Below are 26,114 nucleotides of genomic sequence, written 5' to 3' on the forward strand. Positions count from 1 at the left end.
ACAAAACAAAAGACGCTTTCCACTTCTAAAACGAAGAACCGATTTCGCGCGTACGATTCTCTACTTAGCAGAAACATCTTGTATAACTTAACTGGACAAATGATTTCGCTTGAAAGTGGACAACATCTAGGATAGGAGAGATCGACAAGAATCTAATCTGTTGTCTTGTTTTTTCTCTACTAGATAGCTCATAATAATCGCTGCAGATTTTTCTGCAGGTTCTATTTCTGTTTTCATAATGTCTCTTATATAATCAAAACCAGCAAGTTGAGCATCCCGTTCTGGTGTTGCGATCAAGAGACGTTCAATATGGCGTGCCAATCTTTCTGGGTCTAACATTTCATTCAATTCTTCTGGTATTAAAGGCCAACCTGCGATAAGATTTGGCAGTGCGACAGACCACGTCTTAATCAGAAAACGGAGAGGTCGTGCTAGGATATCAAGTTTGTAGACAAGAATCATAGGAATACGATGAAGGGCAAGCTGTAGAGATACAGTTCCTGATGTAGCCAAAGCTGCATCAGCCTTGGCAAAGGTATGATCATTTTGTGAACTATCAACGATACGCACTGGTGTTGCCCATTGCGAGATTTTTTTACATAATCGTTTTTTTAAATGAGGGACGGCAGGCATAATCGCCTGAAAAGGAACACCTCTTTTAGTAAGAATATCAAGAGTTTTTTCGAAAATTATAAGTAAATGTTTTAATTCAGTTGACCGTGAACCGGGTAAAAGAAGTAGGATCGGCTTCTCATTATTTAAAGCCTTCACCTGTGTTAGACGAACCTTATCAATCTTCGTGACCATACTATGCCCCACGTAAGTTGATTTTGGTCCGCCCAACTCCTCAATAATTTTCGGTTCGAAGGGTAAAATAGCTAGAACATGATCAACAAATTCTCTCATTTTACGCGCTCGCCCTGAGCGCCAAGCCCAAATACTAGGGCAAACATAGTTAATAACTTGAATCTGAGGTAATTTCTTTCGAACACGTTTAGCAACAGCATGAGTAAAATCAGGGCTATCTATCAGTACAATCAAATCTGGTTTCTTTTTTACAATATCTGATACAGTCATCAGAATACACTTAATGATTGTAGGTAGACGGGCAACAACAGAAAAAATACCCATCACCATAATATCTTCAATGTTAAATAATGACTTAACACCTAACTCACTAAGGCTTGTTCCAGCAAGTCCTTGAATATCAAGTTCAATCCTCTGTCGTTTCGCGCATCGTTGAAGTGAATTATACAAATCCTTCCCTAACGCGTCACCCGACTCTTCACCAATGAGAAAATAGATCATAGGTTTATAATTATAAGGCATCAGTCAGACCATATATAAAAATTTGGTGCTGCTGTGCCAATGCGAAAGTTTTTCTTTGTTCGATAACAATTGTTTTACCCGCTTCAACACCAATACCATTCAGTCCAGCAGCAAACACATGGTGAACAGTTCTGGGGCCTATCGAAGGCAGATCAGCACGCTCGTCCTGACCTGGTTTTACAGACTTATATAGTATCCCTCCAGCTTTTCTTGATATTCTTCCAATATTTCTTAGATTAGAAACGCGGCACAACATAGCATCTGTACCTTCGGCTCCTTCTAAAGCGACGACACGATTACCAACGATAACAGCGGCTTGTCCAATGTCAAAACTACCAAGATGTTTAGTGATAGATGCCGCATAACGGATTCGTTCAAGATTTTTTTGACCAATTCTAGGACCAATGTTTAGTCCCTCTTTCACGAATAACTCAGGGAGTAAAGTCACAAGATTACATATCTCAAGCCCACGCTTTTCAAAGACATCAATAACATTCGTCAGAATCTTATTATCACCAGATAATAATGTCGTAAAAATTTCTAAAAAACTCAAAATTCCTTCCCAATCCATCTTCAGAAAATTCATTTCTGGGCGTCGTAAAATCCCACCGGCTAAAACAATCTTCGAAATCCCACGTTTTTTTAAAAGTTTTCGGAGTAACCCAACCTGTTCCCATGTCACAATCTTATGATCAAATTGCCGTATAGAACCACTACATTCTCCTGCAATACCAATTATAAATACTTGTTGACCTTTTCTTTCTAATGCAAACGCAACATCCCGTGGCAACATCCCGTTTCCAGCAATGATACCAATGGTATTTTTATCACCGTTTGAAGTCATTGTCACTTCAGTCCGGATATGGGATACAAAGCGGTCTATCAGCTGATTCAAGCACAAAATCAAGAATATCAATCACAAGTGTATTGGTTGCTTCTGATTTTAATGCCTGTGCATTTTCACGTATCGGTCGATGACGAGAAAAGACTTCTATATAAGCCTTTCGCATTGCATTAATGCTTTCTCTTGAAACAGTCGCACGTTTCATACCGACAATATTAACTCCTGCAAGAGAAGCACGGGGACCAATAGCCATTCCAAAGGGAATAACATCTCCCTCTATTCCAGAAAGGCCTCCAATAAAGGCATGATGGCCAACACGGCAGAATTGGTGGGCTGCGGCTCCACCCCCAAAAATAACGAAATCACCAACAACACAATGACCGGCGAGCATCACGTTATTTGAAAAAATGACATTATTTCCAATAATACAATCATGGGCAACATGAGAATTAGCTAAAAAAGTACATTTATTGCCGATTCTGGTCACCCCTCCCCCCCCTAATGTCCCAGGATTCATTGTGACCCCTTCACGGATAGTGCATTCGCTACCGATTTCCAAAAAAACATCCTCACCAGAAAATTTGAGATCCTGAGGTTCTTGACCGATGGATGCAAATGGAAAAATTCGGGTATGCGAACCTACAGAGGTTTTTCCTGCAATGCTAACATGGCTTAGAACTTTAACCCCTTCAGCTAATTTGACTTCAGCACCTATATGACAAAAAGGACCAATAATGGTATCAGAGCCAATGACTGCACCGGATTCGACAAGCGAGCTAGGATGTATTGTGTTATTATTGACCATTCTTTCCTACCATCATTGCACTGATTTCAGCCTCAGCAACTTTTTGACCATCTACCATCGCAATACCATAATATTTGAAAGTATTTCGCTTCTGTTTGAGTTTGGTTAGTAAATATTCAAGCTGGTCTCCTGGTATAACTGGCTTCCGGAATTTGGCTTTGTCGATAGTCATAAAATAAACGGAACGTCCTTCCCCATGATAAGCATGGTCTGCACAGATCACTCCTGCTGTTTGCGCAATACCTTCTATTATTAGAACACCAGGATAAATAGGATTATCTGGAAAATGACCTGTAAATTGTGGTTCATTTATCGTAATGTTTTTTATGCCACGAGCAGATAAATCCTGATCTATATCAACAATACGATCAACAAGCAGAAATGGATACCTGTGAGGCAGCAATTCCATAATCCTGTTGACATCTATAGATTTTAGTGCTGCGTTCCTAGACATACTTACTCTTTCTTACTCGTTCTTTTTCTATCCATATCATGAGCTTCGCGTTTTAGGCTTGCAATCTCCCGCATCCAGTGTTTGACAGGACGGGCCGGGATGCCACCCCATTGCACGTCAGGCGGGACGTTCCCTGAAACACCGCTGAGACCAGCAATTTGGGCACCCTTCCCGATTTTGACATGACCACTAATTGCAGCTTTACCGCCCAAAACGACATAGTCACCCAGTTCTGCACTACCTGCAACACCAGCTTGACCTACAATGATACAATGACGACCAATGACTACATTATGCCCAATCATAACTAGATTATCTATTTTCGTTCCTTCACCAATAATCGTATCTCTATTCGCTCCACGGTCTACACATGTATTAGCACCAACTTCAACATCATCTTGAATAACAACACGACCGATCTGTGGTATCTTAAGATGACCTCCTTTTTCCATTGCAAAACCAAACCCATCACTGCCAATACGTACACCATTATGAATAATGACACGATCACCTAGAATGGCATGTATGATAGAAGCGTGAGAACTAATACTTGCATCTCTGCCTACCTGAACCTTCCTGCCTATGAGTGCATTTACACCGATAAATGTTCTAGCACCTATATGTGCTTCCGGTCCAATAACAGCTCCTGATTCAATGATAACATCATTTTCAAGAACCGCTGATTCATGAATAGAAGAATGAGATGAAATTCCCATTTCACCTGATTGAGGCTGTGGTTTCAGACCTAGAGGAAAGAATTGTGCCATAGTCTTGGCAAAGCTTTTATAAGGATTTTTAGAAATCAGAACTGCCACATCATTAGGAATAGAGAGGGCATGGTTCTCACTACATATTACAGCAGACGCGTTTGTATTTTGAGCTGCTAGCAGATATTTAGCATTATTGATAAATGAAAGACACCCTTCTTCGGCCGTTTCAATAGGCTCTATGGAAAAAATTTGACGATCACGATGAATGTTATCCCGAAGAACGGCACCAACGTTTAGGGCGAGATCATGTAATCTAACAGGTGATGGTATGTCAAAGAATATCAATTTTTCTGACAAAGAAAGATACCCCATCAAAACAGATTCAAAACGATTAGCTAGAATTTTGAGCTAACACCAAATCTGAAAAATTGTGTTCGATCATATTCTTCTTTATGGATTGGATGTGCAAAATCAAATCTTAATGGTCCAAATGACGAATCCCAGATAATAGAACCACCAAAAGAAGAACGAATGCTAAAATGATCAAATGTTGAACGTGACAATGACTGTTCTTCTATGCTTCCGGCTAGTGGTCCACGATACTCATTGTTATACAAAGTTCCAGCTTCTCCAAAAAAAGCCAACCGCAATCCATAAGACTTAGACAACAAAGGGACTGGAAAATGAAGTTCAGCAGTAAAATTTCCATATATTGAACCACCAAGAGCATCGCCAGTTACCAGATCACGCGGCCCCAGTCCACGAGATTCAAAACCTCGAATATTCTGATGACCGTGAAAGAAATAATCAGTTATTCTCATGGACTTATTATCTAATGCATAAATATGTCCTCCACCAAGAGTACCTAGAAGAACAACATCAGAATCTTCAGACAATAAATGATAGGAAGAGAGACGACCAGTGGTACGAATATAATTAGAATCACCCCCTATACCTGCATAAGACTGATCAAACTGAGCATAAACACCATTACGAGGAAGAACATGATTATCCAAAGTAGAATAAATAAAAGAATAACCTAGAGTTGAAGCGGTATAAGGACTCTGATTAATTGATTCCAAGATAGCTGGTGAGATAAATTGAGATTGTTCTCCAGAATGCTCTTGAGATTTATAATTGTAATTTATGCCAAATAATAACTTATCATTTATAAGTGCGTTTCCACGCAGTTGAATCGTACTCACATCTTGTGAATAGCTCACCTCTTCTCCAAGATCTAATCTCTCCTTAGAGAGATCTAATCCAACGGCAATTTTATATCCCAAGAAATATGGTTCAGTAAAAGATATGTTGTATTGAATGGAATTTTCACCACGACCACCTGACAAGTTCAGATATTGACCGCGTCCAAGAAAATTTTTCTCAGTAATAGAAACTTCAGCAACTGGTCCAGCTGTGGTTGAATAACCACCACCAATAGAAATATCACCTGTCGACTTATCAGTGACATCAACATTAAGAACAATCCGATCAGGAATTGAACCTTCATGTGCGGAAATCGTCACATGGTCAAAAAGATGCAAAGATTCAAGACGTTTCTTAGCTTTGTTTACAAGAAAACGATTATAGGCATCCCCTTCGGAAATATCAAATTCGCGTCGAATAACATAACCTCGTGTTCTAAAATTACCTGATATATTAATCCGTTCAATATAAACGCAAGGCCCTTTATTAACGAAAAATGTGATATCAATTTTACTATTATCAAAGTCGCGCTTGCCTCTCGGAGTAACCTCTGCGCATAAAAATCCACTTTCTGCTATCGATTCAGTCATCTTAATAAGAGACCTTTCAACCGCACCTGCACTGTATAGATTACCTTCTTTGATCGGCAATTGTTTCAAAAGAGAAGGGACATCTACACCCTGTAAAACATTATCAACATCGACTATACCAAAATGATAACGATGACCCTCATCCACAGTTATCGTTATAGAGTAGCTATTTTTGTCTTCATCGAGATGAGCAGAAGAAGAAATAATCTTAAAGTCAGCATAACCACTATTGAAGTAGAATACGCGCAATTTTTCTTCATCACTTCGAAGCTTATCTGAATCGTAGATATCATCGTGTTTTAACCAACTTAGAAACGTGCTTTTTCTGTGTGAAATTACGTCTATTAACTGACGATCACTATATGCAGTATTACCAATAAAAGTGATGTCGGATATTTTCGTTCTCTCACCCTCTTTAATAATGAATATGACATCAACTAGGTTTTTGTTGAGTCCTATTACATTTGAACTGACAGATGCGAGAGAATAGCCAGAACGATGCATAGCCTTATTCAAACTGGCAAGATCAATATCCAATTTTTCCTGACTAAATACGCTGCCACTTTTCAGCTGCACAAGTGTTCTCAGAAACTCACCTTTGACTTTATCATTTCCCTCAAAGTGAATAGCATTGACAGTCTTGTTTTCTTCAACCGTAACAATTAGCCTTCTTTCTTTTCGATCAATCTGCACATCGGAAAACAAGCCTGTAGAAAATAATGACCGCAAGGAGTCGTCAGTATCAAATGAAGAAAATTCCTTTCCTGGTTTGACGTTCACATAAGAAAGAATTGTATCCGAATCAACGATTTTGTTTCCCTGAACATAAATCTGATCGACAATTGCAGCTTGCAAGCTCGTAGAAGAAAACACTAAAAAAATAATATCAATGCTAAGTAATGAAAACCATAGAGCGATTATCCTAACACTTTCCTCTGATAGCATTACAGTATGAATCAATTTTTGGAAAGATTGTAGAATTAATCGCATTATTTTTACCCAAAACTCAGAGAGAAGGAACTCATTCTCGACAATTAATAAACATTATCTTTGAGAATCCTTGATGAAGGGGATCTCAAAAAGCACAATCTAAGAACTTCTTTGATCCAATCAACTGGAATTCCCTATTATTCTGATAAAATCATTGAAAGTACAAAATAAAGTAAATGCTCCCAAAACTATCAACCCTATTTTAAGAGCAACCTCCTGCGTTTTTATATTTAGTGCTTGTCCCTGAATAGCTTCAATCAGATAAAAAAATAAATAACCGCCATCCAGCATGGGTATAGGCAATAAATTGAAAACACCAATATTGACAGAAATAAAGGCTATAAGAGTCAGAATCTGGGACAATTCAAATTTCATAACAACTTGTGATGTTAGTTGACCGATTCCTATAGGACCACGAAAATCAGATAGTCTTTGTTTTCCTTCTACAAGCTCACACAAAAAATTGTAAGTACGGTAGAGTAAGAGAAAAACCTCAATAAAGGATCGTTTGGTCGCACTTAAAAAGCCATATTGGATCGTTTCACTTGCATGCAATGAAGTGTTGACAGAAATACCTATAAGAGAAACATTATACTTATTCCCTAAAGAATCTATTCTTTCCATCATACGAGGAGTTAGGAGAATGGAAACTACTTTCCCATCTCGTAAGAGTTTGAACATCAAGTCTTTATCAGAACTAACTGATGTAATATTCAGTATATCACTGAAACTATCAATGGGATGACCATCAACCTGTATTATCCTATCTCCTGATTGTATTCCTGCATCCTGAGCAGCCGACTGATACAGAACTGTATCAACAATTGGAGGAACCTTGGTTTCCCCATATATCATGAATTTTATAGTCAAAACAAAAATTGCCAAAATGAGATTGGAAATTGGACCAGCCGCAATAATCATAGCCCGCTGCCACAAGGCCTTCCTGTCAAGAGCCCCTGTCCCTGTACTATCCCCGGAGATATCAAAATCTCTTAAAAATTTGACATAACCTCCCAAGGGTATAGCAGAAACTTTCCATCTAGTTTGATGACGATCCCAAAAACCAAACAGTTCTGGACCAAACCCGATCGAAAAAACTTCAATTTTAACTTTATTCCAGCGCCCAGTTAGAAAATGCCCTAACTCATGGAAAAATATAACAAAAGATAGAACAACCAATGAAATAACTGATGCGGATAGCAATTCTAACAACTTTCTAAATCTATCTAAAATTATAGAAGTTCTGATTTTAAGGGAATACAAAGAGATTCCAAATGGTCTAAAATCAAGGCGAATTTAGTACTAAAAAAATAGCAACAGGAATAACAGCAGCTACCAAGCTATCGGCTCGATCGAGAACTCCTCCATGACCAGGGATTAGATGACTTGAATCTTTTACGCTAAAGCATCGCTTAACCCAAGATACAAACAAGTCGCCGATCTGACAAATAACAGATAAAAAAGCAGAAAAAAGAATGATTGATCGCAAATGAAACCCATCAATTTTTATGAAAAAGATAAATCCAACAAAAAGCGCACCCCAAAGTCCACCAATAGCTCCTGACCAAGTTTTTTGAGGCGAAAGAATTGGCAATAATTTGGGTCCACAAAAAAAACGACCGGAGAGATAAGCAAAGATATCCGTAGCCCAGACAGAAAAGTAAATAAACATCAGTAGTGCGAAACTGCCCCCTTCGAACCGAGTCATTTCACCTCTAATGAGACAAAAAGTTAGTGCAGGTATTGATGAATAGACAGCACCACCAACAAGCCAAATTGCTCGAATTCTTTCATAACTTGAGTTTATAAAGATAGTAAATAGAACAGAAAAAATCAGTAAAAGAAAAGCAATGTCATTAAATCTAAGAAGGATTAACATCATCGCTATGATGAATACAGAAAGAGAAAAAAAGAAATTTTTATCAAATTCTTCTTGCTTGACGATCATTGTCCACTCGTAGAATAAAAAACACGACAAAATAACAGACAAAAACAAGAATAGAAATCCACCATAGTAGCTAATACTAATAATAGCTATTATCATCACAATCGAGGGTAATATACGAAGACCAAGATCGCTTTGCCAAAACTGGCAAGATCGCAGAAAAATCATGTGACTGTATTTCTAACAAGACTTCCAAAACGGCGTATCCTTGAATCAAACTCACTGAGAGCGTGTTCAAATTGTGCCTGATCAAAATCAGGCCACAAACAATCTAGAAAGACAAACTCTGAATACGCGGCTTGCCACAAAAGAAAATTAGATAAACGCAACTCTCCTGAAGTCCTGATGATCAGATCAGGATCACTCCATTCAGCGGTATAAAGTGCCCTCGAAAAGAGATGTTCTGTGATCTCATCAGATGAGATTTCTCCTTTAGCCACACATTTAGCTAATTCTTTAGCGGCGTAAACAATCTCCTCCCTCCCACTATAATTGAATGCGATGACCAACCTAGTAGATGAATTATTACAGGTTAGATTTTCTGCTTCCTGTAGAAGAGGTAAAACATCAGAAGGAATACCTTTTCGAGCCCCAATGACACAAACTTTAATATCTTCCTTATGTAAATCAGACAGATCTCGTCGAATGAATGACTTTAATAAGCACATAAGATCGTTCACCTCACTTTTAGGTCTTTTCCAATTTTCTGATGAAAAGGAAAATAAAGTCAAGGTCTTAACACCCCATTCACTTGCCGTTCGAATTGCCGAACGCACTGCATCAACGCCTTTCTTATGACCGCTAGAACGAGGAAGTCCTCGCGATTGAGCCCAGCGACCATTGCCATCCATGATAATAGCAACGTGAGCGGGAACCCCTTCACCCAGAAATTTTGACTGCAAAATTTAAGCCTCTTCGAAGATCATTAGACTCTATAATATAGACCTCAAATTTTCATAATTTCAGCCTCTTTTTTAATCAAAATGGTGTCTACTTCTATGATCAATTCATCGGTCAATTTTTGAACTTTTACTGATGATGACCACGCTTCATCCTGACTCATTTCTTTTTCTTTTTCTGATTTTTTTAAAAATTCCATACCTTGACGCCGGACGTGACGAATACCAACTTTAGCGTTTTCGGCATAATCCTTAGCTACTTTTACTAATTCCCGACGGCGGTCCTCGCTGAGATCTGGAAGTGGAATGCGGAGATTTTGACCTTCAACAATTGGATTAAGACCAAGTCGTGCTTCGCGAATAGATTTATCAACAGCGTTAACCATTGATTTATCCCAAACTTGAATAGAAATCAACTTAGGATCAGAGATTTTAATGGTTGCAACCTGACTAATCTGAATTTTTTGTCCATAGGCTTCTACCATGATCGGATCAAAAATAGCAGTAGATGCATGCCCTGTAGAAAGACCTTGAAGATATTTTTGAAATTCCTGAAGCACAGAATTCATCCGATTTTTGATATCATTGAGATCAATTCTAGCTGACATGATTACTTTTCCTTTTCAAATTTTCAACTTTCAAACTCGAACTCTATCCTGACTGACCCGTGTAAATCGACCTTGTCCTAATAAAACACGCATAAGACCACCTTTTTCGTGAATCGAAAATACAATGAGGTCAATGTTATTATCTTCCGCTAGCATAACCGCTGAGGCATCCATAATATGCAATCCACGTTCGATTATGTCCTTGTGTTTTAAGGTATCAAACCGTTCAGCATCAGGATTTTTTTGTGGATCTTCTGAATAAATACCATCAACTTGTGTCCCTTTGATCAAAACATCTGCGCCGAACTCTGATGCACGTAGCGCTGCTGCAGTGTCACTAGTAAAATAAGGGCTACCAATACCACCAGCAAAAATGATGATATCACCTGCTTCTCGTGCTATTGCCAAAGCTCGTTGTGTAAACAGTTCACAGACTTGAGGAACAGCAAGACCAGACAACAATGTCACCTTCACCTTCCGAGATTCAAATGCTGTCCTTAATGCTAATGCATTTATCACGATAGCAAGCATACCCATATGATCAAAGGTAACGCGGTCACCTCCTTCAATAGCAAGAGAAACACCACGGCAGATATTTCCTCCGCCAACAACTAAAGCAATCGAGATACCGAGTTCATGAGCTTCAATGACATCGCTGACAATGCGATCTACCATATTAGGATCAATCCCAAAGCCTTGATTACCCATCAAAGCTTCCCCCGAAATTTTATATAATACACGTGAGAAGAGTGGCTTCGGCATATGAATATCGACGAATCCATGACAGAAGGTGATTAAATTTCTACTTGCATACACGAAGAGTTCTGTATTGTCACTCAGGGCCTTCATATAACCTAATCTTTAGTTTTATTTTTTAATTTTCTTCATTGAATCATTTGATTATCCTATTTTGCGAATCGGAATAAATTCAGGGAACGAATCAACACTAAACCCAAAATAGTAAACTACTAACCAGTAGAGAAAAAATATGAAGCCACTAACTATAGTGTTGCAAAGAATACGTTTCAAAATTTGAGGATTTACAGGGGCTGCTGGATCAGTACCTCTGACCACGTGCCCCTGTTTCAATTGAGATGAAGCCCTAAATGGCAAGATTATAAACAAGAGAAGCCACCAGATTATGAAATAGATAGCAATTCCAGTGACTATATTCATGTCTAGACTACTTTCAAACTTCATAGACTATTCTTTTACAAAGACATTGATTGTATCAAATTGACATTTATGATCGATCAAATGCTTTTAAATATTATCTCTATACAGTCGTCACAAAAATCGTAACAATCGATTTTTTTCCCCAAACTTCAACAACTTCATTTCTCAAGGCCTTACGAAGAACTTGCTTTATCCTTGCGTGATCCCTACGTTTAGGGAGTGGAATTCGCTCAAAAGCACTGACCGCAACATCATAAAGTAAATCTTTAAAATTGTCCTCCCCATCAACTATCTTTGGCAATCCTTCGCAAACGATTTTGGGTTCCGCAAGAAGATAACCATCTTTATTAACAACTAAGGACATCACAACATGTCCAACACAGGATAAAATTCGACGACGGTCAATGCCCATAGAAGATTGATCACCAATCAATCTACCATCTTTATAAGCGCGTCCATGGACAACTTTATCAATAATTTTAGTCGGTCCCGGAGCCAAGCGTAACATATCTCCATTGCGGACTACTGCTACATTAGGAATCCCAATCACCTCCATTAAATTAGCATGAGCCATGAGATGACGCGCTTCTCCATGAACTGGCACACCAATTGTAGGACGTGTCCATTCATACATTTGTGAAAGTTCGTCTCGACGAGGATGGCCAGAAACATGAACGAGTTTTTCTTCATCAAGAACAATGGTAACTCCCTTATCAACAAGAGCATTTTGAATAGATAAAATCCCTTTTTCATTTCCTGGTATAGAACGAGATGAGAAAATTACCTGATCACCAGGTACCAGCCTGGCATTACGATGATCATCACGTGCCATCTTTCCAAGGGCTGCCTGAGATTCACCTTGAGATCCTGTGCAGATCACCACCAGTTTCTTGCGTGGAACAGACTGAAATTCATTTTCATCAAGAAAAGGAGCAACACCATCTAAATAACCAAGATCTCGAGATACATCAACAACACGCAAAAGAGAACGGCCAATGATCATCACTCGGCGGCCAACTTTTTCAGCGGCCAGTGCAACCGATCGAATACGTCCAACATTTGATGAAAAAGTTGTAACAATAACTCGGCCAGGCGCATGGTCAATGATATCAATTAAACTTTCTAAAACCTCTTCTTCAGAAGCCGATATCCCTTCCTGCATTGCATTAGTCGAATCACAGACTAATGCTAGAATCCCCTCATTTCCTAAGCAACGGAAATATGCTTCATTAGTCAGATGACCAATTGTTGGTTTCCGATCTATTTTCCAATCACCAGTATGGATGATATTACCGAGCGGTGAGCGGATCATGAGGGAAACAGGTTCTGGTATTGAGTGATTAACATGAACACCTTCAACTGTAAAAGAACCAATAGAAAACGGTTCCTCAGTTTTGAAAATTTTTAAGGGAATATTCGGGGCATTTAGCTCCGAGAGCCTTTTGGCTTCTAACATTTTGGCAGCAAACGGTGTACAATGAACAGGAACACGTAATTTAGGCCATAGAGTAAACAAAGCTCCATAATGGTCTTCATGTGCATGGGTGATAATAATCCCATCTAATTGCTCTATTCTCTCAAGTACAAATGCAATATCTGGGACCACTAAATCCGTACCAGGAAAATTATTATTAGGGAATGTTATCCCAACGTCAACAATTATCCATCGGCATTTTTTCCGAGAACCATAGCCATATAGCGCAAGATTCATACCAATCTCTCCTACACCCCCAAGAGGTAAGAAAAATAACTCATCTTTATTTTTTTTAATCATATATTTATTTTTATCCCTTGGAGTCGTTGAGGTTACCAAAAAATATATCTGCGGCAGAAATTTTTTGAGATGAACCATCATCCTTTTTCAGAATAAGAAAACCTTCATCATCAATTGTCTGAAAGCGTCCAGTTACCTCATAATCATCCATTTTAGCAATCACCTGCTTTCCTAAACCGAAAGCCCTCTCAAGCCATGCCTTTCTCGTTAGATTGAATCCATATCCCTTGTTCCATAAAAAAAGCTCAGATGCCATGTGGCGTGCTAAAACTTTTTTCAATACCATTGGGTTAACTGAACATCCGATCTCTGATAGAGATGTAGCGGGATAAAGTGGATTATCAGGAGAATGCGCACAATTGACTCCAAATCCTATAATAACTGCCATTCGATGATAACGATCAAGGGTTGCTTCCAATAAAAGACCTGATAATTTTTTGCCATCAAAAAGCAAATCATTAGGCCATTTAATAACTAAGCTGCATTGAAGATCTTGTCTGTTATTAGGAAGAAATTCTGTAATTGTACGATGTAAAGCTAGCGAAGCAACCAATGGCAAATTACTGAGTCTGTTAGCTGGTACTGGATCGATCAGTAGTAAAGAGGCATAGAGATTGCCATGTTCCGATATCCATTTTCTTCCGCGGCGAGCTTTACCATTCGTCTGCTCATCAGCAGTAATCCACAAGTGGCCAGGATCACCTTCATTAGCAATTTCAGCAGCTACAACATTGGTCGAACAGACACGAATAAAATGACGAGATCGCCAACCTTCAGAAGGATATAGCAATTATTTTTCTCAAAAAATTAGAAGAACGTAAGGGCTGCAATCATTGCTCTTTCAGAGAAGGAACCAGCTATGATAAAGTAGAACATAGTAAATATACCTGAAACAGTAAGAACCAGACGCAACTCCGATACCATTGGCAAGAATCTGAATTCAGGTTCGTCAAACCAAATGATCTTGACTAAGCGTAAATAGTAAAAAGCACCAACGACACTGCTGAGAACACCAATCACAGATAACCAATATAGTTTTTCATGAATAGCCGCAAAGAATATAAAATATTTTCCCCAAAAACCTGCAAATGGAGGAATGCCAGCTAAAGAAAACATTAAAGCCGTCATTATCAATGCCATCATTGGATTCGTACGGGAGAGTCCTGCTAAACTGCTAATATTTTCTTGAGCACCATCATCAAAACGCATAGCCATAATACCAGAAAATGTACCCAAAGTGACGACCATATATATAACCATATAAAGAATAACACCACTCACACCTTCCTGAGATCCTGAAGCTAACCCTACTAACGCAAACCCCATATGACTGATTGAAGAATAGGCCATCAGGCGTTTGATATTAAATTGACCAATTGCCGCGAATGAACCAAGCGTCATAGAAGCGATCGAAAGAAAAGTAATAATCTGATAACAGTCGGCTGAAGCTGGTCCAAAAGCGCTGTGTATGACCCGAATAAGCATCGCCATCGCAGCAATTTTGGGGGCAGATGAAAAAAACGCAGTTACTGGTGTCGGCGCACCTTCATAAACATCAGGTGTCCACATATGAAACGGAACTGCAGAAATTTTAAAAGCAATACCTACAAGGACAAAAACAATCCCCAATAGGAGACCTAAGGATCGTTCAACGGCGATCACGTCTGAAATATTTCTAAATTCAGTAGAGCCACTAAATCCATAGACTAAAGATATACCATAAAGCATCATACCGGATGATAGAGCACCCAAAACAAAATATTTCAGTCCTGCTTCTGTCGAGCGCAGAGAGTCTCGATTGATAGAAGCCAGAACATAAAGAGATAGTGAGTGTATCTCCAAACCCAAATAGAGACACATCATATCATTAGCTGATATCATTAACAGCATGCCCAATGTTGCAAAAACGATTAAGATAGGATACTCAAACTGTAAAAATTTCTCATAACGAGAAAATCCTACTGACATCACGATAGTCGTTGTTGACCCAATAAGAACAAGAACTTTCATTAAACGGGCAAAAGAATCCATGGCAAACGCATTATAGAAAGCCATTCCACCTGCAGGATACCAAACCAGCCAAGAACCGACGCAAATGAAAAGGGCAACAGATAGACCTATAACTATAGGTGTACTACTTTCACCAAAGTAAACACCAACCATCAGGAGCACCATTGTCCCTAAAGCCAAAGCTATTTCAGGAGCAGCAAGAAGAAGGTGGGGTATGTCTATCATGATATGGTATATCTCATGTCATTTCAGCTGCAACAGTCCCTAAACTATCACCTCAATCGCGTTATTGTAAGGCGTTATTGTAATTGCTAATCAAAGATTTTACAGATTCATGAGTGATATCAAGAATCGGAGCTGGATATAAACCAAAAAGGATAATCAAAGAGAGTAAAGTATACAAAAGAAACTTTTCTCGTCCTGAGATGTCTAGAATTGATTTAAGAGACTCTTTATCTATTGAACCTAATATGATGCGTTGGTAGAGCCACAAACCGTAAGAAGCTGATAAAATAACTCCGATTGTTGCGAATAAAACTACATCAGGGTTAGATCTGAAGACTCCTAAAAGGGTCAGAAATTCACCAACAAACCCACTGGTACCCGGCAATCCAATATTAGCCATTGTAAAAATCAGAAAGGCAAACGAATATTTCGGCATTCGGTTAACTAAGCCACCATAGGCGTTAATATGACGGGTGTGCATTCGATCATAAATCATGCCAACACATAGAAATAAAGCTCCAGATACAAGACCATGAGAAACCATTTGAAAAATACTTCCCTGGATACCTTGCATATTAGCTGAAAAAATACCAAAGGTTACATACCCCATATGAGCAATAGAAGAATAAGCAATCAACTTTTTGATATCTTCCTGTATTAAGGCAACTAAAGAGGCATAAACAATAGCAATTGCTGAAAGAATAAAAACAAAAATCTGCATATAGTCGCTTGCTTGAGGGAACATAGGTAGTGAGAAACGTAAGAAACCATAGCCTCCCATCTTTAAAAGAACACCAGCTAAAATGACGGATCCTGCTGTTGGGGCCTCGACATGTGCATCAGGTAACCATGTATGCACAGGCCACATTGGCATTTTCACAGAAAATGAAGCCCAAAAAGCGAGCCATAACCATGTTTGCATAGATTCTGGAAACCTATAATTCAGCAATAATGTGATATCGCTCGTTCCAGCCTGCCAATACATTACTATGATAGCTAGTAACATCAGAACAGACCCCAGAAGAGTGTACAAGAAAAATTTTAGACTTGCATAAACACGCTTTTTTCCACCCCAAACTCCGATAATTAAAAACATTGGAATCAGGCTCGCTTCAAAGAAGACATAAAACAAAACGGTATCAAGCGCACAGAAGACACCGATCATTAAAGTTTCGAGCAATAGAAATGAAATCATGTATTCACGTAACCGTAAAGTAATGGACTCCCAACTAGCGAGGACGCAAAGAGGCATGAGGAAAGTTGTTAAGATGATGAAGAGGATAGATATACCATCCACACCCATATGAAGAGATATCCCCCCTTCACCTATCCAATCGAACTTCTCAACCATCTGAAAACTATTTTGAGTGCTATCAAAATTATACCAAATTCCGAGGGAAACGAAAAAAGTAAAAATGGTAGTTAGCAAGCTCACATAACGGATGTTCCGATGAGCAATATCACTATCCTCCCAGATCAGAAAGATCATTGCAGCACCAATCAATGGCAAACAAGTAACAATCAAGAGCAGAGGTAAGCTAGCCACGAAATTTATTTCCCCGAAAACATCATGACCGTTACTAGAGCGGTTGCACCAATAACCATCGCAAATGCATAGTGATAAAGATAACCAGACTGAAACTTAGTTAACATATGGCTAATATCGATAACACGTTTGGAAATTCCATCCGGGCCCAAACGATCTATTACACCGATATCTCCTTTTTTCCATAAGAAATAACCCAAGGACTTCATCGTTCGAACAAATAGAAAATCGTATAAGTCATCAAAATACCATTTTTTAAATAAGAAACGATATAGGCGGGGATATTGACGAGATAGTTTAATCGGCAGCTTAGGATTATGAATATAAAACTGCCAAGATAGATAGAGCCCTAGAATTATCATAATAAAGGGAGACCATTCAATCACTTTAGGTACACTATGAATGTTTTGTAAGATAGTATTCTCTTCACCTAAAAAAAGAGATTCTTTCCAAAAAGAAAGGTAATATGGATCAAGATGGCCAGATTCGTGATGGGACCCAACAAAGAAACGGTAGAAGAAAACACCAAAAAAAAGGGACCCAATTGCTAAAATATAAAGCGGAACCATCATAACGATTGGACTTTCATGAGCATTTTTGATGATATCAGCAGATCCTCTTGTTTTTCCATGAAAGGTCATGAAAATAAGCCTCCAAGAATAGAAGCTAGTAAACAGTACAACAATAAGAGTTAACCAAAATGCATAAATAGAAAAAGGATTCTGTCCTACGTAAAGACTTGCAAGGATAGAATCCTTAGAAAAGAAACCTGCGGTTCCGATTATTGTTCCAGGAACACCAAAACCAGTTAGGGCAAGTGTTCCGATCAACATCATCCAGTAGGTCCGAGGAATTATTTTATGTAATCCTCCCATTTTTCTCATATCCTGTTCACCCGAAAGCGCATGAATAACAGAGCCTGATCCCAAAAATAAAAGAGCTTTAAAGAAGGCATGAGTAAATAGATGAAATATGGCAGGACCATAAGCCCCTACCCCCAGAGCTGCAAACATATAGCCCAGTTGAGAACAGGTTGAATATGCTATAACACGCTTAATATCATTTTGAACTAAACCAACAGTAGCTGCAAAAAATGCAGTTATTGCACCAAAAAATGTCACAACTGTTAATGCCATCATTGATAGTTCAAAAATCGGGGATAAACGAGCGACCAAGAAAACCCCTGCAGTCACCATTGTAGCGGCATGAATTAAAGCTGAAACTGGTGTTGGACCTTCCATAGCATCAGGTAACCAAACATGAAGAAAAAACTGTGCAGATTTACCCATGGCCCCCATAAATAGAAAAAGAGTCACAACAGTAATTGCATCTAATTTATTAAAATCATAGCCTAATAAGCTTATAAAAACACGATTTGCTTCTTCAGCTGAATCAACAGAAAAACTCGCTGCTCTCGAAAAAATAGTACTGAAGTCGATAGAATCGAAAAGAAAAAATAAACCGAATATTCCTAGCAAAAAGCCAAAATCTCCAACACGATTGACGATAAAGGCTTTCATAGCGGCTGCATTGGCTAAAGGTTTTTTAAACCAAAAGCCAATCAGAAGATAAGATGCTAATCCGACTCCTTCCCATCCAAAGAACATTTGGATAAGATTATCAGAGGTTACGAGCATAAGCATTGTAAAAGTAAACAATGATAAGTAAGCGAAGAAACGTGAACGATTCGGATCATTATGCATATATCCGATTGAGTAGATATGTACGAGCGAAGAGATAGTGTTCACAACAACGAGCATAACAGTGGTCAACGTATCTAGCCGAAAAGACCAGTCGGCCGTCAGATGGCCAGATTGAATCCAGCGCATAATTAAAATGGATTGAGTTTTAGAAGGACCAAACCCGAAACGAATGAACATGATGAAGCTTAAGAAAGCTGAAATCACTAAAAGGCCTGAGGTTAAATATCCAGCACCCCTATGGCCAATTTGACGACCAAAAAAACCAGAAATTAAAAACCCAATTAGAGGAAGAAAAACGATCAAGTGAATCATGGATTAAACTTCAGCCTCATCCAGCTTAACCTTTCATCATATTGAGATCTTCAACAGCGATAGATCCTCTTTTTCTAAAGAAGATAACGAGTATAGCGAGACCAAGAGCTACCTCAGCAGCCGATACAGTCAGTACGAATAAAACAAAAACTTGTCCGATTAAATCACCATTTTCTTGGGAAAAAGCAAGAAAATTAATATTCACGGCAAGCAAAATAAGTTCAACTGACATAAAAATCACTATGATATTTTTACGATTCAGAAAAATACCCCAAATACCCAAGATAAATAAAATCGAACCGACTACAAGGTAATGATAAAGACCAATTGTCATTGAACTAAATCCCTTCGTTGGGCTTCACAGACACTAGTATCACGGAATCATGAGGATCTCGTTCTACTTGTGATTCGACATCTTGTCTGTAAATGTTACGTTTATGATGCAATGTAAGAACAATCGCTCCAACCATACCAATGAGCAAAATTATCCCTGATAATTGAAAAAACAAGATGTAACGGGTGTATAATAGATTCCCCAAGGCTTTGATATTTGATACTTCAGTTATATTAGGAATTGGTTGTACAGCGCTTACTAATTCTTGACTATCAAGTGCATTGCCACTGAAAACAGCTATAAGTTCGATAAGTAAAATCAGACCCACAGAACCACCAACAGGTAAATACTTCAGAACACTTTTCTCCATGGTTAAAAAACGAAGATCAAGCATCATGATTACAAAAACAAACAAGACCAAAACAGCACCAACATAAGTAAGAATGAGTACTAGCGCTAAAAATTCTGCCCCCATGAGCATGAACAAACCAGCAGAATTTAAAAAAGTCAAAATTAAAAAAAAGACAGAGTGAACAGGATTCCTAGATCCTATAACCATAAAAGCTGATAGAATAGCAACGAACGAAAAAAGATAAAAAAAGAGATTTACAATTGGCATAAACCGCCCTTATCCTCTCACTGCTTTCCGTTTCAGTAGATTTTTCCTGTTTGCGGTTGATTCTTAGAACCAACTGCGCCCTTATCTTGTAGGCTATCCTAGCGTTTATACAACTCGGCGTCTATACTCGTCATGATTTCTAGGGGGTGATTTTAATGAAAAGAAATTACCGATAAGGTGCATCCATCATGATATTTTTGGAGAGTTCACTTTCCCAGAGATCGCCGTTTTCTAGCAATTTTTCTTTGTCATAATAAAGTTCCTGTCGTGTTTCAGTGGCGAACTCAAAGTTCGGACCTTCAACGATAGCGTCCACAGGACAGGCTTCTTGACAAAAGCCGCAATATATACATTTCACCATATCAATATCATAACGAATTGTTCTCCTCGTACCATCATTACTGCGCGGACCTGATTCAATAGTAATGGCTTGTGCTGGGCAAATCGCTTCGCATAGCTTGCAGGCAATGCATCGTTCTTCACCATTGGGGTAACGCCGCAGCGCATGTTCTCCTCTAAATCGGACTGACGTGTGACCTTTTTCGAAGGGATAGTTGATTGTTACTTTAGGACTAAAGAAATAGCGTAATCCTAAGCCAAAAGATTTTAAAAATTCTAACAAAAATAGTGATTTACCATATCTTAATAAAGAATACATTTATCAGTTCCATCCCATATACTGACGTAAAAACGCTGTTGCAAAAACCATGAAAATTGAAAGAGGTAGAAAAACTTTCCAACCGAGCCTCATCAATTGGTCATATCGATAACGTGGGACAATGGAGCGAATCATGGCCATGCAAAAGAAAACAAACAGTCCCTTTAAAATAAACCATATAATGCCTGGTACAAGATGAAATGGAGTCACGTCAATAGGAGGCAGCCATCCACCAAGAAACAATAGGGTTATCAGTACACACATCAGAGTAATTGATACAAACTCACCCAAAAAGAATAATAAAAAAGGGGTCGATGAGTATTCAACCATGTAGCCCGCAACGAGCTCTGATTCAGCCTCACTTAAATCAAAGGGGGGTCGGTTAGTTTCTGCTATTGCTGAAATAAAAAATACAACAAATATCGGGAAGAGAGCAAAACAATGCCAATCCAAGACAGAATTGGGGATCCCCATCATCGTACCCAAACCATCTTTTTGTGCATTTACAATATCTGTTAGATTCAATGAACCAACACATAAAAGAACACTAATAATGATAAATCCCATAGAAACTTCATAAGAGATCATTTGGGCAGCCGAACGGATTGCAGAAAGGAAAGGGTATTTAGAATTAGAGGCCCATCCTCCCATGATTATGCCATAAACCTGAAGTGAAGAGATCGCAAAGACAAACAACAACCCAAGGTTTGGATCAGCAACTGACCATCCTTCATCAAAAGGAATAACAGCCCAAGAAGAAAGAGACAAAACACTCGTAACTAGGGGCGCTAAAAGAAAAAAAACCTTGTTAGCCCTAGCAGGAATGATTGGTTCTTTGAATACAAATTTTAGAAGATCAGCAAAAGACTGAAGTAAGCCCCAAGGCCCGACAACATTAGGACCTCGCCGCATTTGAACAGCAGCAAAAATCTTTCGATCAGCGTAAAGAATATAAGAAATTGAAAATAATAGAAGCACCAAGACGAGTAAACTTTGTGCTATCATTGTTAAAAGTGGACCGATATAGCTATTTGAGAGAGTACTATCCATAACTCTACTTTTCTATCTCTGTTGAAGTGCCCTGAGCAGAGAGGGAACAGGACGCCATAATAGAAGATGATCGTGCTATTGGGTTTGTAAAATAAAAGTCTTCCACATGAGGTTTAAAGACGGATTTACTCAAAGGCTGATACTTGCGAAGGGCCAGTGCATTAATTCCTGTATTGTCGCTATAAGTAATTTTGTCAATATCCGAAAAATGAGGGTATTCATTATAGAGCGCTAAGCGTAACTGCTGAAGAGAATTGAAAGGTAAAGTTTTTCCCAAAGCTTCAGAAAGAGCACGTAATATTGCCCAGTCTTCGCGCGCGTCACCAGGTACAAGACACGCTCTCTTACTCATCTGAACACGACCTTCTGTATTCACCCACGTCCCTGATTTTTCAGTATAAGCAGCACCAGGTAAAATAATATCGGCATGATGTGCACCTACATCACCGTGGCTGCCTATATAAACTGTCAATCCAGATCTGCGTTTCATTATATCCACTTCATCAGCGGCTAGAAGGAATAAAATTTCTGAATCTTCAAGCATTTGTTCTCTATTGTGTCCACCTTTTCCTGGTACGAAATCAAGATCCAACCCCCCAACTCGTCCTGCCGCTGTGTGGAGAATATTAAATCCATTCCATCTATCAGTCACAACACCAAAAGATTGCGCTATTTGAGCAAGTGAAGAAAGAATAGCAGCACCATCTTCACGATTAAGAGCCCCCTGCCCTACTATGATCATAGGATTTTTCCTTCTGATCAGCAGATGATCGACGACTTTTTGAATTGAATCAGGTCCCAAACCTAAATGATGATAATCATAAGTAAGATCTGCATTCTCACCAACCAGCATAATCTCAAGTTTTCCTGTGATCCATCGTTTGCGGATACGAGTGTTTAAAACGGCCGCTTCTTTACGAGGATTCGTCCCGACAAGTAAGAGAAATTCAGACTCTTCAATTCCACTAATTGTGGAATTGAAGAGATAGCTAGAGCGTCCCAATGCTGGATCGAGTGCAGATTGTTGTTCACGGCAATCCATATTTTTTGAACCCAGCATTTTCATAAGTTGTTTCATTGCATACATTTCTTCTACCGATGCCAAATCACCCGCAATCGCTCCTATTTTACTAGAATCAAGGGAATCAATTTTTTCTGAAATAACTAAGAAGGCTTCTTTCCATGTGGCTAAAACCAGTTTTCCCTGCTTACGAATATAGGGATGATCTAATCTTTGTGTACGCAGACCATCGAAAATAAAGCGTGTTTTATCAGAAATCCATTCTTCATTCACATTTTCATTAGTTCGTGGAACAATACGGATAACTTCAGAGCCAAATGTCTCAACTCGGATTGCTGAACCGACAGCGTCCATCACATCAATCGTATCTGTCTTATTGAGTTCCCAAGGTCGAGCCTGTAAAGAAGAGGGTTTTGATGTTAAAGCACCTACTGGGCAAAGATCAATCACATTCCCTTGCAATTCAGAAGCCATAGCTTTTTCAAGATAGGTGGTAATTTCTGCATCTTCACCACGGCCAATAAGTCCTAATTCAGAAATACCAGCGACCTCGTTCATAAATCTTACACATCGTGTACAATGAATGCAACGTGTCATGACTGTTTTTACGAGTGGTCCAACATTCTTATCCTCTACAGCCCGTTTCCTTTCACTATAACGAGATTTATCCATGCCAAATGCCATGGCTTGATCTTGTAAATCGCATTCACCGCCTTGATCGCATATCGGGCAATCTAGAGGATGATTGATAAGGAGAAACTCCATCACCCCTTCACGCGCCTTTTTGACCATGAGTGTATTGGTAAATATTTCTGGTGCTTTACCGTCTAGACCAGGGGATAAATCATGAAAACGCATCGCACAAGAGGGGACAAGTTTCGCTGATGAGCTTCTTATTTCAACAAGACACATGCGGCAATTCCCAGCAATAGAAAGACGCTTGTGAAAACAGAAGCGTGGCACTTCTATACCTAAGGATTCGATCCCTTCCAAGAGAGTAGATTGTTCTGGAACCTCCCTTTCAATCCCATCAATGACTATCTTGACCATCGCTAGACTTTCCTATTCTTTTCTGACATGGCTAATTAGCGATCAATGAATTTTACTTCAACCCAATCGTCACGTTTTTAAAATTTTACAGAAGATCAGCATTTATCAATGTGCAAAGAGAAGTCATTTCAGCGTCCGACAATCGACACATAAATTGAGAGAGAGCCGTGAGAATTAATATCATAGCATTCAACTGATTACGATGGCTCAAAAATCGAACTATCCCTATCTGAATTATAAATATAACTATCAATACGTTCTTCAATAACCGAGCGAAAATGTGTGATCAAACCCTGAATAGGTGATGCTGCGGCATCACCCAAAGCACAGATGGTATGACCTTCAATTTGTTTAGTCACATCAAAGAGCATATCAATTTCGCGTTTTTGGGCGCGACCTTGGACCATTCTTTCCATTATACGCCACATCCAACCTGTGCCTTCTCGACAAGGTGTACACTGGCCACAAGATTCATGTTTATAGAAATAGGAAAGCCTAGCAATGGCGCGAATGATGTCAGTAGATTTATCCATAACGATAATAGCAGCAGTACCTAAACCCGATTTCAATTTGATAAGAGAATCAAAATCCACGGGGCAATCAATAATCTGTTCAGCAGGGACACAAGAGACAGATGATCCTCCAGGAATGACAGCAAGAAGATTACTCCAGCCTCCATGAACACCACCACAATGTTTTTCAATCAGTTCGCGAAAGGGTACAGACATAGCTTCTTCAAACGTACAAGGTGACTCTACATGTCCAGAAACACAAAATAATTTGGTCCCATGATTATTTTCAGCACCAAACGATGCAAACCAATCTGGCCCTCTTCGCAAAATTGTAGGAACCACTGCAACTGATTCAACATTATTGACTGTCGTTGGACAACCGTAGAGACCAAAATTAGCCGGAAATGGTGGCTTCAGGCGGGGCTGACCCTTTTTGCCTTCTAGAGATTCTAATAAAGCTGTTTCTTCTCCACAGATGTAGGCTCCTGCACCATGATGAACGTATATATCGTACTCCCAACCATTCTTGTTATTTTTACCCAGTAATCCAGCATCATAACATTCATTTATGGCTCTCTCTAAACTCTCACGCTCACGAATATACTCCCCACGTACGTAAATGTAACAGACATGAGCGGAAATAGCACAACCAGCAATCAGACAACCCTCAATCAAGGTATGAGGGTCATGACGCATGATATCACGATCCTTACAGGTTCCTGGTTCAGATTCGTCTGCATTAATAACTAAATAATGAGGACGATCGGAGACTTTAGGGGGCATGAAAGACCATTTAAGACCAGTTGGAAATCCTGCCCCTCCACGGCCCCGCAACCCTGATTTTTTCGTCTGTGCAATTATCCAATCAGGGCCGTTTTTTATTATTTCTTTAGTGTTAGACCAATGACCACGCGCCATCGAACCTTTCAACGATTTGTCATGCAATCCGTAGATATTAGTGAAAATTCGGTCTTTATCCTGTAACAATTTTCTTCACCCTCATTATAAATGGTTCACCTCTTCTTTGAGGTTTCCTCGCACGATCGATGAGGCTTTTACTTCTTCTGTTTCCTTTCAGAACATCCTACTAATGTTCTTAAACCACCAAACGGAGCCGAATAAGTTCGGTTGATCTGGGGACCTGGAGTCACATCTTGGCCTTCATCTGCTGCAAATTTATCAATGATGGTTTTCAATATCTCAGGTGTTAGATCTTCATAGGTATCCTTAAAAATCATGATCATGGGTGCATTGACACAGGCCCCCTGACATTCAACTTCTTCCCAAGACATCTCTTTATCTTCGGTAATCTGAAATTGATTAGGACTGATTTTGTCTTTGCATACTTCCATAAGATCACAGGCTCCTCGTAACATACAAGGCGTTGTCCCGCATACCTGAATATGAGCTTTTTTCCCAACAGGGGCTAGCTGAAACTGAGTATAGAAGGTTGCTACCTCTAAAACACGGATTTCAGGCATATCAAGCATAACAGATACATATTCAATTGCTGCACGACTCACCCAACCTTCCTGCTCCTGAACTCGCATTAAAAGAGGAATAACAGCAGAGGATTCACGACCTTTAGGGTAATGTCTCAATTTATGCTTCGCCCATGTCGCATTCGGACCATTGAAGAAAAAGTGAGAGGGCTGAACTGAATCCTCAGCAAGACGGCGTATCGACATGCGTAATGGTTACGTTTGGATTGACTTTTATAACCACAATTTTAGCATAAGTTAAT

Annotated in this window: 23 protein-coding genes and 1 pseudogene; all 24 read right to left on the bottom strand. The window is 39.1% G+C overall.

Translation table 11 applies throughout. From position 1 onward, the window contains the following. Positions 1 to 126: 126 nt before the first annotated feature. The gene (locus tag AAGD37_RS03275; RefSeq protein ID WP_341760133.1) at positions 127 to 1,329 is read right to left on the bottom strand and encodes a lipid-A-disaccharide synthase; all 1,203 of its coding nucleotides are present in this window, start codon (positions 1,327 to 1,329) and stop codon (positions 127 to 129) included. Then, positions 1,319 to 2,173, bottom strand: coding sequence for an LpxI family protein (locus AAGD37_RS03280; RefSeq protein WP_341760134.1), 855 nt, complete (start codon positions 2,171 to 2,173; stop codon positions 1,319 to 1,321). Before AAGD37_RS03280 ends, AAGD37_RS03275 begins: the two co-directional genes overlap by 11 nt. A 7-nt stretch (positions 2,174 to 2,180) precedes the next feature. Then, the gene (lpxA, locus tag AAGD37_RS03285) at positions 2,181 to 2,978 is read right to left on the bottom strand and encodes an acyl-ACP--UDP-N-acetylglucosamine O-acyltransferase (RefSeq protein WP_341760135.1); all 798 of its coding nucleotides are present in this window, start codon (positions 2,976 to 2,978) and stop codon (positions 2,181 to 2,183) included. Further along, positions 2,968 to 3,432 (bottom strand): 3-hydroxyacyl-ACP dehydratase FabZ, encoded by a 465-nt coding sequence (fabZ, locus tag AAGD37_RS03290; protein WP_341760136.1) that lies wholly within the window; start codon positions 3,430 to 3,432, stop codon positions 2,968 to 2,970. Before fabZ ends, lpxA begins: the two co-directional genes overlap by 11 nt. Positions 3,433 to 3,434: 2 nt before the next feature. Beyond that, entirely contained in the window at positions 3,435 to 4,514 is a 1,080-nt protein-coding gene (lpxD, locus tag AAGD37_RS03295; protein ID WP_341760137.1) for a UDP-3-O-(3-hydroxymyristoyl)glucosamine N-acyltransferase, read from the bottom strand. 23 nt (positions 4,515 to 4,537) lie between these two features. Beyond that, positions 4,538 to 6,928 carry an outer membrane protein assembly factor BamA gene (gene bamA / locus AAGD37_RS03300; protein WP_341760138.1) on the bottom strand — a complete coding sequence of 797 codons (2,391 nt, stop codon included), beginning with the start codon at positions 6,926 to 6,928 and terminating at the stop codon, positions 4,538 to 4,540. A 120-nt stretch (positions 6,929 to 7,048) separates the two neighbouring features. Beyond that, positions 7,049 to 8,140 (bottom strand): M50 family metallopeptidase, encoded by a 1,092-nt coding sequence (locus AAGD37_RS03305; RefSeq protein ID WP_341760139.1) that lies wholly within the window; start codon positions 8,138 to 8,140, stop codon positions 7,049 to 7,051. Positions 8,141 to 8,213: 73 nt separating this feature from the next. Beyond that, the gene (locus AAGD37_RS03310) at positions 8,214 to 9,041 is read right to left on the bottom strand and encodes a phosphatidate cytidylyltransferase (protein ID WP_341760140.1); all 828 of its coding nucleotides are present in this window, start codon (positions 9,039 to 9,041) and stop codon (positions 8,214 to 8,216) included. Continuing rightward, positions 9,038 to 9,724, bottom strand: coding sequence for a polyprenyl diphosphate synthase (uppS, locus tag AAGD37_RS03315; RefSeq protein ID WP_341760672.1), 687 nt, complete (start codon positions 9,722 to 9,724; stop codon positions 9,038 to 9,040). Before uppS ends, AAGD37_RS03310 begins: the two co-directional genes overlap by 4 nt. A gap of 95 nt (positions 9,725 to 9,819) precedes the next feature. Beyond that, complete coding sequence (gene frr / locus AAGD37_RS03320) at positions 9,820 to 10,380, bottom strand: ribosome recycling factor (RefSeq protein WP_341760141.1); 561 nt, start codon at positions 10,378 to 10,380, stop codon at positions 9,820 to 9,822. A 30-nt stretch (positions 10,381 to 10,410) separates the two neighbouring features. Beyond that, positions 10,411 to 11,142: a UMP kinase gene (gene pyrH / locus AAGD37_RS03325; protein ID WP_341760673.1), complete on the bottom strand. Its 732-nt coding sequence runs from the start codon at positions 11,140 to 11,142 to the stop codon at positions 10,411 to 10,413. A gap of 138 nt (positions 11,143 to 11,280) precedes the next feature. Next, positions 11,281 to 11,580: a DUF1467 family protein gene (locus AAGD37_RS03330; RefSeq protein WP_341760142.1), complete on the bottom strand. Its 300-nt coding sequence runs from the start codon at positions 11,578 to 11,580 to the stop codon at positions 11,281 to 11,283. A gap of 76 nt (positions 11,581 to 11,656) precedes the next feature. Continuing rightward, on the bottom strand, positions 11,657 to 13,330 hold the full coding sequence (locus AAGD37_RS03335; protein ID WP_341760143.1) for a ribonuclease J: 1,674 nt from the start codon (positions 13,328 to 13,330) through the stop codon (positions 11,657 to 11,659). A 10-nt stretch (positions 13,331 to 13,340) separates the two neighbouring features. Next, positions 13,341 to 14,120 carry a biotin--[acetyl-CoA-carboxylase] ligase gene (locus AAGD37_RS03340; RefSeq protein ID WP_341760144.1) on the bottom strand — a complete coding sequence of 260 codons (780 nt, stop codon included), beginning with the start codon at positions 14,118 to 14,120 and terminating at the stop codon, positions 13,341 to 13,343. Between the two features lie 17 nt (positions 14,121 to 14,137). Beyond that, positions 14,138 to 15,565, bottom strand: coding sequence for an NADH-quinone oxidoreductase subunit NuoN (gene nuoN, locus AAGD37_RS03345; RefSeq protein WP_341760145.1), 1,428 nt, complete (start codon positions 15,563 to 15,565; stop codon positions 14,138 to 14,140). A gap of 61 nt (positions 15,566 to 15,626) precedes the next feature. Then, positions 15,627 to 17,111: an NADH-quinone oxidoreductase subunit M gene (locus AAGD37_RS03350; protein ID WP_341760146.1), complete on the bottom strand. Its 1,485-nt coding sequence runs from the start codon at positions 17,109 to 17,111 to the stop codon at positions 15,627 to 15,629. A 5-nt stretch (positions 17,112 to 17,116) separates the two neighbouring features. Then, positions 17,117 to 19,126 (bottom strand): NADH-quinone oxidoreductase subunit L, encoded by a 2,010-nt coding sequence (nuoL, locus tag AAGD37_RS03355; protein ID WP_341760147.1) that lies wholly within the window; start codon positions 19,124 to 19,126, stop codon positions 17,117 to 17,119. A gap of 25 nt (positions 19,127 to 19,151) precedes the next feature. Then, positions 19,152 to 19,460 carry an NADH-quinone oxidoreductase subunit NuoK gene (gene nuoK / locus AAGD37_RS03360; RefSeq protein WP_341760148.1) on the bottom strand — a complete coding sequence of 103 codons (309 nt, stop codon included), beginning with the start codon at positions 19,458 to 19,460 and terminating at the stop codon, positions 19,152 to 19,154. A 4-nt stretch (positions 19,461 to 19,464) separates the two neighbouring features. Further along, positions 19,465 to 20,079: an NADH-quinone oxidoreductase subunit J gene (locus tag AAGD37_RS03365; protein WP_341760149.1), complete on the bottom strand. Its 615-nt coding sequence runs from the start codon at positions 20,077 to 20,079 to the stop codon at positions 19,465 to 19,467. A 166-nt stretch (positions 20,080 to 20,245) separates the two neighbouring features. Beyond that, on the bottom strand, positions 20,246 to 20,737 hold the full coding sequence (nuoI, locus tag AAGD37_RS03370; protein ID WP_341760150.1) for an NADH-quinone oxidoreductase subunit NuoI: 492 nt from the start codon (positions 20,735 to 20,737) through the stop codon (positions 20,246 to 20,248). A 3-nt stretch (positions 20,738 to 20,740) separates the two neighbouring features. Next, on the bottom strand, positions 20,741 to 21,787 hold the full coding sequence (gene nuoH / locus AAGD37_RS03375; protein WP_341760151.1) for an NADH-quinone oxidoreductase subunit NuoH: 1,047 nt from the start codon (positions 21,785 to 21,787) through the stop codon (positions 20,741 to 20,743). 4 nt (positions 21,788 to 21,791) lie between these two features. Continuing rightward, positions 21,792 to 23,858: an NADH-quinone oxidoreductase subunit NuoG gene (gene nuoG, locus AAGD37_RS03380; protein WP_341760152.1), complete on the bottom strand. Its 2,067-nt coding sequence runs from the start codon at positions 23,856 to 23,858 to the stop codon at positions 21,792 to 21,794. A 197-nt stretch (positions 23,859 to 24,055) separates the two neighbouring features. Beyond that, positions 24,056 to 25,357: an NADH-quinone oxidoreductase subunit NuoF gene (nuoF, locus tag AAGD37_RS03385; protein ID WP_341760153.1), complete on the bottom strand. Its 1,302-nt coding sequence runs from the start codon at positions 25,355 to 25,357 to the stop codon at positions 24,056 to 24,058. Positions 25,358 to 25,428: 71 nt separating this feature from the next. After that, positions 25,429 to 26,058: pseudogene (gene nuoE / locus AAGD37_RS03390) on the bottom strand (NADH-quinone oxidoreductase subunit NuoE); the annotation flags it as partial. Between the last annotated feature and the right edge of the window lie 56 nt (positions 26,059 to 26,114).

It is taken from the genome of Candidatus Endowatersipora endosymbiont of Watersipora subatra (assembly GCF_964026585.1).
Classification (GTDB): Bacteria; Pseudomonadota; Alphaproteobacteria; order Rhizobiales; family Rhizobiaceae; genus Pseudahrensia.